The sequence below is a fragment of the Psychrobacter immobilis genome, from assembly GCF_003148585.1.
In the GTDB taxonomy this organism is placed as follows: domain Bacteria; phylum Pseudomonadota; class Gammaproteobacteria; order Pseudomonadales; family Moraxellaceae; genus Psychrobacter; species Psychrobacter immobilis.
Window position 1 is genome coordinate 98,031 of record NZ_QGGM01000012.1, and the last position, 14,436, is coordinate 112,466.

10 protein-coding genes and 1 tRNA gene are annotated in these 14,436 nt (G+C 42.5%); all 11 read right to left on the reverse strand.

Going from position 1 to position 14,436, the window contains the following annotated elements:
* Window positions 1-85: 85 nt before the first annotated feature.
* Entirely contained in the window at window positions 86-607 is a 522-nt protein-coding gene (locus C8D84_RS10260) for a DUF6586 family protein (RefSeq protein ID WP_109591936.1), read from the reverse strand.
* A 167-nt stretch (window positions 608-774) separates the two neighbouring features.
* The gene (gene rpoC, locus C8D84_RS10265) at window positions 775-5,007 is read right to left on the reverse strand and encodes a DNA-directed RNA polymerase subunit beta' (protein ID WP_055124834.1); all 4,233 of its coding nucleotides are present in this window, start codon (window positions 5,005-5,007) and stop codon (window positions 775-777) included.
* Window positions 5,008-5,195: 188 nt separating this feature from the next.
* Complete coding sequence (rpoB, locus tag C8D84_RS10270; protein ID WP_109591938.1) at window positions 5,196-9,314, reverse strand: DNA-directed RNA polymerase subunit beta; 4,119 nt, start codon at window positions 9,312-9,314, stop codon at window positions 5,196-5,198.
* An 800-nt stretch (window positions 9,315-10,114) separates the two neighbouring features.
* Window positions 10,115-10,486, reverse strand: a complete 372-nt coding sequence (gene rplL, locus C8D84_RS10275) for a 50S ribosomal protein L7/L12 (protein ID WP_011514491.1) — start codon at window positions 10,484-10,486, stop codon at window positions 10,115-10,117.
* A gap of 126 nt (window positions 10,487-10,612) precedes the next feature.
* A complete protein-coding gene (rplJ, locus tag C8D84_RS10280; protein WP_045443904.1) occupies window positions 10,613-11,140 on the reverse strand; it encodes a 50S ribosomal protein L10 in 528 nt (175 codons plus the stop codon).
* 446 nt (window positions 11,141-11,586) lie between these two features.
* Window positions 11,587-12,288, reverse strand: coding sequence for a 50S ribosomal protein L1 (gene rplA, locus C8D84_RS10285; protein ID WP_045443901.1), 702 nt, complete (start codon window positions 12,286-12,288; stop codon window positions 11,587-11,589).
* Window positions 12,289-12,720: a 50S ribosomal protein L11 gene (rplK, locus tag C8D84_RS10290; RefSeq protein WP_010201717.1), complete on the reverse strand. Its 432-nt coding sequence runs from the start codon at window positions 12,718-12,720 to the stop codon at window positions 12,289-12,291. It abuts the gene before it with no gap.
* A 91-nt stretch (window positions 12,721-12,811) separates the two neighbouring features.
* Window positions 12,812-13,342: a transcription termination/antitermination protein NusG gene (gene nusG, locus C8D84_RS10295; protein ID WP_045443893.1), complete on the reverse strand. Its 531-nt coding sequence runs from the start codon at window positions 13,340-13,342 to the stop codon at window positions 12,812-12,814.
* A 57-nt stretch (window positions 13,343-13,399) separates the two neighbouring features.
* Window positions 13,400-13,888, reverse strand: a complete 489-nt coding sequence (secE, locus tag C8D84_RS10300) for a preprotein translocase subunit SecE (protein ID WP_083475710.1) — start codon at window positions 13,886-13,888, stop codon at window positions 13,400-13,402.
* 51 nt (window positions 13,889-13,939) lie between these two features.
* Window positions 13,940-14,015: transfer RNA gene (locus C8D84_RS10305), tRNA-Trp, on the reverse strand.
* Between the two features lie 317 nt (window positions 14,016-14,332).
* Window positions 14,333-14,436 (reverse strand): EF-Tu C-terminal domain-related protein (locus tag C8D84_RS10310; RefSeq protein WP_456154006.1); only part of this gene is annotated, 104 nt, incomplete at its 5' end.

Here is a 14,436-nt window from a genome sequence, read left to right on the forward strand (position 1 = left end):
TATTAAAGGACAGTCATCAGTCAACTAGGACATGTCTTCATTTTAAAAATGGTGATAAGCGTGAGATAAATTTTAATAACTATTTTTAGAACTCAACCATACCAGCACGTAGTTGCTCAATCAGCTCTAAAAACTGCTGACGCCATTCTCGTATGGTCGTCTCATCTGGCAACCATTGATTCGACAAGGTCACAACGTTAACAATAAGATCAGGTGAGGCAGTATTGCTTGGTGTTTGATCTACAATAGTATCTGGCGGCACGGCGTACAAACAACGCTGATACGCACGCTCTATATTGGCCAAAAAACCCTGCTGCTGTAACTGCTGCAAGCGTTGAATTTCAGGCGATACTTGGGTACGCTCGCTCAATGCTTGCTCAATATCTGACAATGTTGGTGCGCTCAGGTTTAAACTATAAAAATAACCTAGCTCTTGGGTAAATGCGAGAAAGGCACCGTATAGATGAAAAATAGCAGTTTCACAATGGGCTTGGTATAGCTGCTTATCATCGGTACTTCCCGCCGCTTGGCAGGATAGACGACAGAAATACAGTTTTTGATTGGTACGATCTGCTTGATATTTGGCAACACGGGTTTTACCTGCCATTTGCGACTTATCCTTATATGAAATGTAAATTAGGGCATATTTTCCAGTGTACTATTTTTTTAGATAACAGTACCATGCATTTCTCACTTTATTGCACACACAAAAAAGCCAGCAACTTAGGCTGGCTTTTTATCAAATTAACAATAAATCAAAGACGCTTAATACTATTAATTATCCTGATTAAGCTCTTGTGCAAAGGCTTCATCAAAGCTTGCAAAGTCTTTACTGTCCGTGCTCGCTGACATATCAAATGCTGCATTGTCAAACCCTGCTTTAAGATCTTTATCTAGCAGTTTTTGCTCCGCTTTCTCTTTGCGTGCTTTATGATAAGCAAGACCAGTACCAGCAGGAATCAAGCGACCAACAACGACGTTCTCTTTCAGACCACGTAGCTCATCCACTTTACCAGTCACGGCAGCCGCAGTTAGTACACGGGTCGTCTCCTGGAACGATGCTGCTGAGATAAAGCTTTCTGTTGCCAGACTTGCTTTGGTGATACCTAGTAATTGACGCTCGAACTGTACTGGGAATTTATCTTCCGCTTCCAGCTTAGCATTCAATGCTTTGATATCAGAGTACTCTGCTTGATCGCCTTTGAAGTGGTTTGAATCGCCGCCATCAGTGATTTCAACTTTACGCAGCATCTGACGAATAATCACTTCGATGTGCTTATCGTTGATTTTTACACCCTGCAAGCGATAAACATCCTGTACTTCGTTAACAATGTAATCAGCAAGTGCAGTCTGACCTTTCAAACGTAAGATATCATGTGGATTCTGTGGACCATCAGCGATCACTTCACCACGTGCTACCGTTTCGTTTTCAAAGACGTTGATTTGACGCCATTTCGGGATTAGCTCTTCATGAATCTCACCATCTTCATTGGTGATGATGAAGCGGTTTTTACCTTTAGTCTCTTTACCAAAGCTAACCACACCTGTCATTTCTGCCATGATGGCATGATCTTTTGGACGACGTGCTTCGAACAAGTCAGCAACACGTGGTAGACCACCGGTAATATCTTTGGTACCTGAAGAGGCTTGTGGTACACGACCCAAAATCGAACCGGCTGCTACTTTTTCACCATCGCTGACGCGAATGATGGTTTCAGCTGGTAAGAAGTAAACCACTTCTTTACCTTCATCAGTGTTCAAGATAATCGCAGGACGTAAGTCTTTTGCTGAACTTGAACGGTCACGAGTAGCAAGAATCTCAAATGAGCTCATACCAGTCGCATCATCAACTTTTACGGTAGCAGTCAAGCCATCAGTGATCTCACTGAAGCGTGCAGTACCAGCAAATTCTGTGATAATAGGATGCGTGTGCGGATCCCATTTAGCGATGGTTTGACCAGCATCAACCTGATCTTCGTGTTTCACAAGCACGCTAGAACCATAAGGCACTTTATAGCGCTCACGCTCACGACCAAGCTCATCGGTCAAGGCGATTTCAGCTGAACGCGATACGATGACTAAGTGACCATCGGTATGTTGAACCGTTTTCATGTTTTCGAAATGCGCTTGACCAGCACTACGAACTGAGATGCTGTTATCCACTGATGCTGAGCTTGCTGCCCCGCCCACGTGGAATGTACGCATCGTTAACTGAGTACCAGGCTCACCGATAGACTGAGCGGCCATAACACCAACTGATTCGCCGATATTCACTTTATGACCACGAGCCAAATCACGACCATAACACTGTGAACAAACACCATGCTCAACATTACAAGTAATAACTGAGCGTACCCAGATGTCATCAATCGCATTGTTATCAAGCACGTTTACCCAATGCTCATCGATCAAAGTACCTGCTGGAATCAATACCTTATCGGCATCATCGTTATAAGTCACATCACGAGCCGTCACACGACCTAGCACTAGTTCACCTAACTTCTCAATGATTTCACCACCTTGAATATGTGGTTTCATGAGCAAGCCTTGCTCAGTACCACAGTCATCACTGGTAATAACCAAATCTTGTGCCACATCAACCAAACGACGCGTCAAGTAACCTGAGTTAGCCGTTTTAAGTGCCGTATCCGCAAGACCTTTACGTGCACCATGCGTTGAAATAAAGTACTGAAGTACGGTCAAGCCTTCACGGAAGTTTGCTTTAATTGGCGTTTCAATGATTGAACCATCTGGCTTAGCCATCAAACCACGCATACCAGCCAACTGACGAATCTGAGCCGCACTACCACGAGCACCCGAATCTGACATGATAAAGATAGAGTTGAATGACTTCTGCTCTTCTTCTTCACCTTTGGCGTTCATGATTTTATCAGTGGCTAAGTTGTCCATCATCGCTTTAGCGACTTTGTCGTTGGTACGTGACCAGATATCAACTACTTTGTTATAGCGCTCACCAGCGGTCACAAAACCTTGCTCGAATTGATCTTCGATTTCGCGAACTTCGCCTTCTGCCACTTCGATAATTTGCTTTTTCAGTGGTGGAATAACCATGTCATCAATACCGATAGACACACCAGACAATGTCGCTTGGGCAAAACCAAGATACATCAATTGGTCAGCAAACATGACACTTTCTTTAACGCCAACTTTACGGTAGCAAGAGTTGATCAAACGAGAGATGTTTTTCTTCGTCATCTCTTGGTTACATTCATCAAAAGACATACCTTTAGGCATGATGTTCCAGATCAATAAACGACCTGCAACCGTTTCTTTTAAGCTGATTTCTTTAGTCTCATTGCCATCTTCATCAATATGCGTCTCAGTAACACGCACTTTGATCTTAGCGTTTACATGCAAATCGTTTGAACCAATCGCACGCAATGCTTCATTAACGGTGGCAAAAATCATGCCCTCGCCTTTGGCATTGATAGACGAGCGACTGATGTAATATAGACCCAGTACAACATCCTGTGACGGTACGATGATTGGATCACCGTTCGCAGGCGACAAGATGTTATTGGTAGACATCATTAAGGCACGTGATTCAAGCTGTGCTTCTAGGGTCAATGGCACGTGAACGGCCATTTGGTCACCATCAAAATCGGCGTTAAACGCGGTACAAACGAGCGGATGCAATTGGATTGCTTTACCTTCGATTAGTACTGGCTCAAATGCCTGCAAGCCCAAACGGTGAAGTGTTGGTGCACGGTTCAAGAGTACTGGATGCTCACGAATAACCATGGCCAGCATATCCCACACTTGCGGCTCTTCACGCTCTACCATCTTTTTGGCAGCTTTAATTGTCGTGGCTAAACCATGAGACAATAATTTGTTATAAGTAAATGGTTTGAATAATTCAAGTGCCATTTTCTTTGGTAAACCGCACTGATGTAGACGTAGCGTTGGACCAACAACGATCACCGAACGACCAGAGTAATCGACACGTTTACCAAGTAAGTTTTGACGGAAACGGCCTTGCTTACCTTTGATCATATCTGCCAAAGATTTCAATGGACGCTTGTTACTACCAGTAATGGCACGACCGCGACGACCGTTATCAAGCAAGGCATCAACTGATTCTTGCAACATACGCTTTTCGTTACGTACAATGATATCAGGGGCACTCAGCTCAAGCAGACGCTTTAGACGGTTATTACGGTTGATCACGCGGCGATATAGATCGTTTAGATCTGAAGTCGCAAAACGACCGCCTTCTAGTGGTACTAGCGGACGCAAATCTGGTGGTAGTACTGGCAAGATGTTCATCACCATCCACTCAGGCTTGTTATTAGAGTCACGGAAGGCTTCTAATAATTTAAGACGCTTAGACATCTTTTTAAGCTTGGTTTCAGAACCCGTTTGCGGAATCGCTTCGCGCAAATCATCGATTTCAAGATCTAAATCGATATCTTTCAATAGGTCTTGAACCGCTTCAGCACCCATTTTGGCAGTGAATTCATCGCCAAACTCTTCAAGCGCTTTATAATAATCTTCATCATCAAGCAGTTGATACTTCTCTAGAGAAGTCAAACCTGGCTCAGTAACAATATAGCTTTCAAAATATAGGACGCGTTCGATATCACGAAGCGTCATGTCTAGCAATAGACCGATACGGCTTGGTAATGATTTTAAGAACCAAATATGCGCCACTGGGCTGGCTAAGTCAATATGACCCATACGATCACGACGTACTTTCGCAGTCGTTACTTCTACGCCACATTTTTCACAGATAACGCCTTGGAACTTACGGCGCTTATATTTACCACATAAACATTCAAAGTCTTTTACTGGACCAAAGATTTTGGCACAAAATAGACCATCACGTTCAGGCTTAAACGTACGATAGTTAATCGTTTCAGGCTTTTTCACTTCGCCATGTGACCATGACTTAATGACGTCAGGTGAGGCTAAAGTAATTTGAATGCTATCAAACTCTTGATTACCGTTGCCGGTAGGGCTTTGCATGATATCGAGTAAATCTTTCAAGTTGCTTCTCCGTTATCTTTATAATCATCTGATAGCGTATTATTGACGCAAATAAGATGAATGAAGGCAATGAATAGGGTTGAGACAAATCACTAAAAGCAGCAGCGATGCGCATACTGCTTTTAGGTTGACCACTAAGGATAATAATCAACTGAGACCATGTTAACGATAGTCTCAATCAGCCGTGCTTAATGGGTTTGTTTTAACTCAATATTAATACCCAATGATTTGATTTCTTTGGTCAGTACGTTAAACGATTCAGGCATACCTGGATCCATATACTGCTCACCATCAACGATGTTTTTGTACATACGCGTACGGCCTTCAACGTCATCCGACTTCACAGTCAGCATCTCTTGTAACGTATAAGTCGCGCCGTAAGCTTCTAGTGCCCAGACTTCCATCTCACCGAAGCGCTGACCACCAAACTGAGCTTTACCGCCGAGTGGCTGCTGCGTCACTAGTGAGTAAGAACCGGTAGAACGTGCATGCATTTTGTCATCAACCAAATGGTTAAGTTTGAGCATGTACATATAACCAACGGTTACTTTACGGTCAAACTTCTGACCAGTACGACCATCATATAACGTCTGTTGACCATCGCGATCCATACCAGCAAGCTCTAGCAAATCTTTAACTTGGCTTTCTCTTGCGCCATCAAATACTGCTGTGCCCATTGGTACACCAGCGCGCAAGTTATCTGCTAGCGCCATGATGTCATCATCACTCAAGCTATCAAGATCAACTTGCTCACCGCCGACTTGGTTATAGATTTTGTCTAAGAAGTCACGTAGCTCTTTGATCGCTGCTTGCGATTTGAGCATACCATCGATCTTCTCGCCCAAACCTTTCGCTGCCATACCCAAATGCGTTTCTAGAACCTGACCGATGTTCATACGCGATGGTACACCAAGTGGGTTCAAGACGATGTCAACGGTATTACCATTTTCATCATAAGGCATGTCTTCAACTGGCATAATGCGCGATACCACACCTTTGTTACCATGACGACCCGCCATCTTATCACCAGGCTGAATACGACGCTTAACCGCTAGATATACCTTAACGATTTTTTGTACGCCATGTTGTAAGTCATCACCAGCGGTTAATTTGCGTTTTTTCTCAGCAAACTTCACATCGATATCTTTTTGCTTATCAACCAAATACTCAGCGATTTGCGTTAGACGCTCAGAGATTTCTTCTTCAACAGGCTGAATATCAAGTAAAGTCTCAAGGCTCATATCTTTCATATCAGCCAATGCCATCACTGTACCGGCTTTTAAACCAGAACCACCGCTGACTTTTTGACCATCAAGCAAGTTACCAATACGACCACGAGCCGCTTCTTCAAAGATACGTAGCTCTTCTTTTAAATCTTTACGATAGCTATCAAGCTGTGATTTTTCAATTGCTCTTGCACGTGCATCTTTTTCCACGCCATCACGAGTAAAGACTTGAACGTCAATAACCGTGCCTTTGCTTGAGGTTGGTACGCGTAGCGACGTGTCTTTAACATCAGCCGCTTTTTCACCAAAGATAGCCCGGAGCAATTTCTCTTCTGGCGTTAGTTGCGTTTCACCTTTTGGCGTCACTTTACCAACTAGAATATCACCAGCGTCGACTTCAGCACCGATATAAACGATACCTGCTTCATCAAGACTTGATAAAGCGGCTTCACCAACGTTTGGAATATCCGCAGTGATCTCTTCGGTTCCGAGCTTGGTATCACGTGCCACACAGGTCAATTCTTGAATATGAATCGTGGTGAAACGATCTTCTTTCACGACTTTTTCAGATAACAAGATTGAGTCTTCGAAGTTATAACCATTCCACGGCATAAATGCGATGCGAATGTTCTGACCCAATGCAAGCTCACCCAGATCCGTTGACGGACCATCAGCCAAGATATCACCTACAGCAATAGCATCACCTTGGTTGACGATAATACGTTGGTTGATACAAGTATTTTGGTTAGAACGCGTGTATTTAACGAGGTTATAGATATCAATACCAGCTTCACCAGCAATCATCTCATCTTCATTGACACGAACCACAACACGTGAGGCATCAACGTCTTCGATCACACCGCCACGCTTAGCGATCACACAAACACCTGAGTCACGCGCAACGTGACGCTCCATACCCGTACCTACTAACGGCTTATCAGCACGTAGTGTAGGAACTGCCTGACGCTGCATGTTCGAGCCCATCAAGGCACGGTTAGCATCATCATGCTCTAGGAACGGAATCAAACCAGCAGCTACCGATACAACCTGACTTGGCGACACATCCATATGCGTCACTTTTTCTGGCGGCATACGGACGAATTCACCATAGCTACGCACACTGACCATCTCATCAGATAACGCGCCTTCTGCGGTTACTGGTGAATCAGCCTGTGCAATGACCGTACCGACTTCTTCAATCGCTGATAAATACTCAATAACATCTGTTACTTTACCATCAACCACACGGCGATAAGGCGTTTCTAAGAAGCCAAAGCTGTTGGTCTTTGCAAAAGTCGCTAGTGAGTTAATCAAACCAATGTTTGGACCTTCAGGAGTCTCAATCGGACATACGCGACCATAATGGGTATCATGTACGTCACGTACTTCAAAGCCTGCACGTTCTCGGGTCAGACCACCAGGTCCTAGAGCTGAGACACGGCGTTTATGGGTAACTTCAGACAACGGGTTGTTCTGATCCATAAACTGCGATAACTGGCTTGAACCAAAGAATTCTTTGACCGCAGCAGCAACAGGTTTTGAGTTAATCAAATCTTGTGGTGACAAGTTATCAGATTCCGCTGAGCTTAAACGCTCTTTGACTGCACGCTCTACACGTACTAGACCAACACGGAATTGGTTTTCTGCCATCTCGCCGACCGAACGAATACGACGGTTACCCAAGTGATCGATATCATCGACTTCACCGCGACCGTTACGAATCTCAATCAATTCTTTTAAGACATTAACGATATCGGCATTGGTCAATACGCTACGAGCGCGTTGGATGTCTGGATCATCAGTATTATCAAACTCTAACCCTAAACGACGGTTAAACTTCATACGACCGACGTTCGATAAGTCATAACGATCAGCGTTGAAGAACATACTGTCAAATAGTTTTTCAGCGGTCTCAACCGTTGGTGGCTCACCTGGACGCATGACTTTATAGATTTCAATCAATGCTTCTTCACGGCTTGACGTACTATCAGCACGCAAAGTGTCGGCAATATAACTGCCTTGATCGATATCATTGGTGAATAGAATGCTGAATTCTTTGATAGACTCGCTGGCTTCAAATGCGCTTAATTTAACCAATAACTCATGGTCAATCAATGTATTCGCTTTAGCGATAACTTCGTCATTCACCACGATATCTTCAGCTAAAATACGCTCATAGAGATACTCATCAGGTATCGCAATCTTCGTCATACCTGCTTCTTCAAGCTGACGGATACGGCGGGCGTTGATACGTTTACCCTGCTCGACGATTACATCACCTTCTGGTGATACGATATCGAACTGAGCCATCTCACCGCGCAAGCGATCAGCAACCAAATCAATCTCGAATTGCTCTTCACCTTTATATACGGCTACTTTATCAAAGAACAAATCTAAGATTTCAGACGTTGTTAGACCAAGCGCACGTAGAATAATTGAAGCCAATAGCTTACGACGACGGTCAATACGAGCAAAAACTAAGTCTTTGGCATCAAATTCAAAATCTAACCATGAACCACGGTAAGGAATAATACGCGCGTTATATAGCACCTTACCACTTGAATGTGACTTGCCTTTATCATGATCAAAGAATACACCAGGTGAACGATGTAGCTGAGATACGATAACACGCTCAGTACCATTGATAATAAAAGTACCGTTAGCTGTCATCAAAGGCATCTCGCCCATGTAAACGCTTTGCTCACGAATATCTTTGATAGCAGCTTTACTGTCTTTGTCTTTGCTGTCTTTATCTTTGATGATCAAACGGATTTTGACACGCATCGGCGCGGCAAATGTTGAACCACGTAAGATACACTCACGCTCGTCAAATTCAGGCGTACCTAAATAGTACTCAACAAATTGTAGCTCTGCGTTACCAGAGTGACTCTCAATTGGGAAAATAGAGGAATACGCAGCTTGCAAACCAGTATTCTCACGAGCTTTCGGCTTTTTGTGCTCTTGCAAAAATTGCTCGTAAGAATCTACTTGAATAGACAGTAAATAGGGAATGTCCATCACAGTGGGCAATTCAGCAAAACTTTTGCGAATACGCTTTTTTTCAGTATAAGAATATGCCATCGAGAGTCCTTACAGTAAACGTGGAAACAAATTAAAAGCGTGGCCAGCGTGCATAAATACGATGCAAACTTGGCGACGTAAACGATAATATAAAACAGGTAATCGTGTTCAGTTGATATCTTTTGTCAATTACTACTTCTGCTATCAGTGCTTACTTAGCACCCTTAGCACCCTTACTTTCATTTTATGATCGGTATCTAAGTCAGTCTATATGACCACTCAGACGACCAAATTCAATATCACATCATCTAAAACATATTACTTTTTAGGCAAAACTTACTCATAGAGGTAAGAAAAAATGACTCGTTCAAGGGTATTTCTAAGTTATCTGCTATCAAAACTGATTGTATTTAGTCATTTTTCTTTCGAAAAACAGGCTCTTTCAAAACCAACAATTCTATCAAAACTAATATCGTCGCTGATATGTACCGTCTATAAGCCTAACTACTGACAGTAATACTCTGCGAAACGGACAACCTAAACTTAATAGCTTTTCAGAATTAATAATAATCGGGGTAACTATAACTTTTAGAATCAGTATAAACTATAGTGTTAATGGGAAAGCATGCAGACACAAAAAAATGCCAAACATCTATGGACGTTTAGCTTAAATTAACTGATTTCAAAAACTGGCATGTGTGCTTGCATGTATATCGTCTGTCCTTTTGATGGGTATCCACCGTGATGTTGCATACGTATGTTGGCAGACACAAAAGGTCAAGCTACGAATTATAGTAAAAAAAAGCTGGCAATGCAAGGCATTACCAGCTTTTTTTGTACAACACTAAGATAAGCGAGGCTTATTTTAGTTCAACAGTTGCACCAGCTTCTTCAAGTTTCTTTTTCAACTCTTCAGCTTCAGCTTTGTTAACGCCTTCTTTGATTGGAGCTGGAGCGCTTTCAACCAAATCTTTCGCTTCTTTCAAGCCAAGACCAGTAGCTTCACGTACGGCTTTAATTACGCCAACTTTCTTCTCGCCAAAGCTGGCAAGAACTACGTCAAACTCGTCTTTTTCTTCAGCAGCAGCAGCAGCAGGGCCAGCAGCAGCAGGTGCAGCAGCAACAGCAGCTGTTACGCCGAATTTTTCTTCCATAGCGCTGATTAATTCAACGATATCCATTACTGACATTTCAGCGATTGCGTTTAACACGTCATCTTTAGATAGTGCCATGAGAACTCTCCGTTATCTGATAAAAATTAATTGATTTTAAAATCGCTTGGATTGCTTGCCAAATTTTCAAATAGTGTTGGCAGTAAAGTGCAATCGGCGATGTCAAAGTTACGTTAAAACAAGCAATTATGCCGCTTCTTTTGCGTCTTTGATTGCTGCTACCGTGCGAACAAGCTTACTAGGAACAGCGTTCATAGTTTGAACAAGCTTGGTAACTGGTGCATTCATAGTAGCCATCAAGATAGAGATTGCTTCGTCGCGAGTTGGTAGCTTCGATACGCGCTCTAGCTCTTCTGGACCATAAACAACACCACCAACTGATACCAATTTGGTCTCTAAAGCTTTGTGATCTTTACTGAACTCGAAAACAACTCGAGCAGCAGATCCCAAATCTTCCATAGAGAAAGCCAAAAGTAATGGACCAGTCATACGGTCTGACATGCTCTCAAATTTAGTGCCTTCAAACGCACGTTTTGCTAGGGTATTTTTTACCACTTTCAAAACGACGCCTTTTTCACGGGCTTGTTCGCGTAGCTTAGTAAGCTTTGCAACACCAATACCATGATATTCGGCAGCTACTGCTGAGTAAGCATTAGCAGCAACTTCAGACACTTCAGCCACAACTTGTTGTTTTTGCTCTAGCGTTAATGCCATAAGTTGACTCCTTTAATCTTATCAATCAGCTGAATATTTAATCATTTAAACCTAAGCTTTTAAGCATTGGCATTTAATAATTAAACGAATCGCTTAGACTGACTTGATACGACACGTTATCAGCATATTTATTAAAAATAAATTTACTCATAACGACTGATTACGGCACCGTTATCAGAATGACATCAAGTGATAGATTGAACTATCGGCTCTTATCAACAACTGGGTGGGTCACCGTCTGCGTAGGACAACTAAGATTTTCATCTTTCGTCGATTAACAAAAGCAGCTCGTTGTTATTACTAATGATCCGAAAACAATTAATAAAAACGTAAAACCGCTTTCTACCTACGGTCTTAGACAGCATAGCGTTTGCTACGCTGACCTAATTCTTTAAAATATTTTTGCAGCCTTCATTTAAAATCGTCAAATAAAGGCACATATCTAATTATTTTGCTGTGCGATATGGAACTGGATCAATACTTAGACCAGGACCCATCGTGCTAGACAAGGTAATTTTCTTAATGAAAGTACCTTTAGAAGTAGCAGGCTTAGCACGTCTTAAATCTGCAATCAGTGCTTCAGCATTCTGGATTACTTGCTCAGCAGTAAAACCAACTTGACCGATAGTCGTGTGGATGATACCTGCTTTGTCTACACGATACTGTGCTTGACCGGCTTTAGCGTTAGTAACCGCTTCAGCAACGTTAGGCGTAACCGTACCGACTTTAGGGTTAGGCATTAGACCACGTGGACCTAGGATAGTACCTAGTTGACCAACAACACGCATTGCATCAGGAGCAGCAATAACGATATCAAAGTCCATGTTACCAGCTTTGATTGATTCTGCTAAGTCTTCAAAACCAACGATATCTGCACCAGCTTCTTTGGCGGCTTCAGCAGCAGCACCTTGAGCAAATACAGCAACGCGTTTGGTTTTACCAGTACCAGCAGGTAGGTTGGTAGCGCCACGAACCACTTGATCAGATTTACGTGGGTCAACACCCAAGTTAATCGCAATATCAATTGACTCTTTGAATTTAAGAGGTGGTAAATCGTTTAGGATTTGAACCGCTTCTTCAACTGTATACTGCTTTTCATGTACGATACGGCTTTGAATTTCTTTTTGACGTTTGGTTAGCTTGCTCATTTACACACCCTCCACGGTAATACCCATTGAACGTGCAGTACCAGCGATGGTACGAACAGCAGCATCAAGATCAGCAGCAGTTAAATCTGCATCTTTGGTCTTAACGATGTCTTCTAGTTGTGCACGGTCAACTTTACCGACTTTAGCGGTATTTGGTGTACCAGAACCTTTAGCGATACCAGCAGCCTTACGTAGTAAGTATGCAGCTGGTGGTGACTTCATGATGAAAGTAAAAGACTTATCGCTATATACAGTGATCTCAGTAGGAATCGGTAGACCCGGCTCTTGATTTGAGGTCGCAGCGTTAAATTCTTTACAGAACGCCATAATGTTCACGCCTTTTTGACCCAATGCTGGACCAATCGGTGGTGAAGGATTTGCTTTACCTGCAGGGACTTGTAGTTTGATGTAACCATCAATCTTCTTAGCCATGATTTTCTCCTAAATGGGTAATAGCGCCAAATCAATGTGGTATAAACCTTATTGACTAACAGCTCCCCGGTTGATGAACTTTTTTGCTGATTTAGTCTAGCTTTTCAACTTTACTAAATTCAAGCTCGACCTGAGTCGGTCGATTAAATACGTTTACCGTTAAATGTAGTTTAGACTTCTCGTAATCCACTTTTTCTACCAACCCTTTAAAGTCAGTAAATGGACCATCGATAACTAACAGCTCTTCGCCCGGCTCAAATAGAGTCTTAGGACGTGGGTCAGTTTCAGTCTGATTCAAACGGTTTAAAATACGATCCGCTTCTACTTGCGTAATTGGCGCTGGTGTTTCAGGTGTACCACCGATGAAACCCATAATACGTGGGCACTCTTTAACGATGTGCCAAGTATTGTCGTTCATTTCCATCTGGATCAATACATAACCCGGAAAGAACTTACGCTCACTCTTACGCTTTTTGCCGTCTTTCATTTCGACGACTTCTTCAGTAGGAACCAATACGTCACCGAATGATTCAGCGAAGTCACTACGATTAATACGATCAGTTAATGAACGCTGTACTTGCTTTTCATATCCTGAAAACGCTTGGACAATATACCAACGCATATCACGCTCCTGATCATTATAAGTAAATTTTGGGGTAAGACTCACTAATACGTGCGACTAACCAATAAAGATGCCAACGAACCAATTGAAAAAGTTATCTAATAACCAAACCAGAAAACCAACAATGGCAATCATGACAATGACCTGCCAGGTATATTGAAACGTTTCATCTTTACCTGGCCATGTCACTCGGCGCAATTCAACAGCAGCGTCTTTTAATAATATTTTAAAAGCGCGGCCTTGATGCGTTAATGCCAAGCATACTAAGGCGAATACAATAAGGGCAACGATAATACCAATACGTACCCAGACATCATTGGCAGGTTGCCAATAGCCAGGTAAATACTGATTAACTAACGTCGCCCCGATTAATACTGCTGCGGCAAGTAGCCACAGTACCACATCTTTTATTGAGCCTGTTTTAGCCACTTCAACAGCAGTTGTTTGATTGCCCGCTGAGATGTGCTTACCTTTAGACAGCATTCCACCAGCACCCGCCTTGGCATCAGATAACTTAGTCTCGAGGTTATCTTGATCATTGCTCATAAAGAACTCGCTTCGGAGATGGTGAGGTATAACAAAGATGTGATAAGAAGATGGCAGGCGATGTAGGACTCGAACCTACAACCCTCGGTTTTGGAGACCGATGCTCTACCAATTGAGCCAATCGCCTATGGGTGTTAAGGCTGATAATTATACAAGGTTTTAATGAGAATGCAAGTTTTAAGACGATATTTTATCTGGATAATTTAATAAATCGCTTTTTTAGTGATAAAAAATCAGAAAACTCTATTTAGAATCACATATGAAAGCCAAAATCTAACAGAAGTTACTGCTTTAATAGTTTAAAACATACAGCTAGTATTTGAATAACCACTGACTTGATAAGCATTGCTCTGACTTATTAAGCTATTAATAAAAAAAGCCACCCTTGATTAAGGATGGCTTTTTTTATGACTAATTTATAAGCTCATTACTGAGACGGACAGATTAGTTTAGTACGTTAGCAACAACACCAGCGCCTACAGTACGGCCGCCTTCACGAATAGCGAAGCGAAGACCTTTGTCCATAGCGATTGGGTGGATAAGCTCTA

What these genes read in the sequence shown, in the direction of transcription:
- rpoB (WP_109591938.1), bottom strand. Translation starts at nt 9,314, where the DNA reads ATGGCATATTCTTATACTGAAAAAAAGCGTATTCGCAAAAGTTTTGCT.
- C8D84_RS10260 (WP_109591936.1), bottom strand. Translation starts at nt 607, where the DNA reads ATGGCAGGTAAAACCCGTGTTGCCAAATATCAAGCAGATCGTACCAAT.
- secE (WP_083475710.1), bottom strand. Translation starts at nt 13,888, where the DNA reads ATGAGCAATGATCAAGATAACCTCGAGACTAAGTTATCTGATGCCAAG.
- nusG (WP_045443893.1), bottom strand. Translation starts at nt 13,342, where the DNA reads ATGCGTTGGTATATTGTCCAAGCGTTTTCAGGATATGAAAAGCAAGTA.
- rplL (WP_011514491.1), bottom strand. Translation starts at nt 10,486, where the DNA reads ATGGCACTATCTAAAGATGACGTGTTAAACGCAATCGCTGAAATGTCA.
- rplK (WP_010201717.1), bottom strand. Translation starts at nt 12,720, where the DNA reads ATGGCTAAGAAGATTGATGGTTACATCAAACTACAAGTCCCTGCAGGT.
- rplJ (WP_045443904.1), bottom strand. Translation starts at nt 11,140, where the DNA reads ATGGCATTAACGCTAGAGCAAAAACAACAAGTTGTGGCTGAAGTGTCT.
- rplA (WP_045443901.1), bottom strand. Translation starts at nt 12,288, where the DNA reads ATGAGCAAGCTAACCAAACGTCAAAAAGAAATTCAAAGCCGTATCGTA.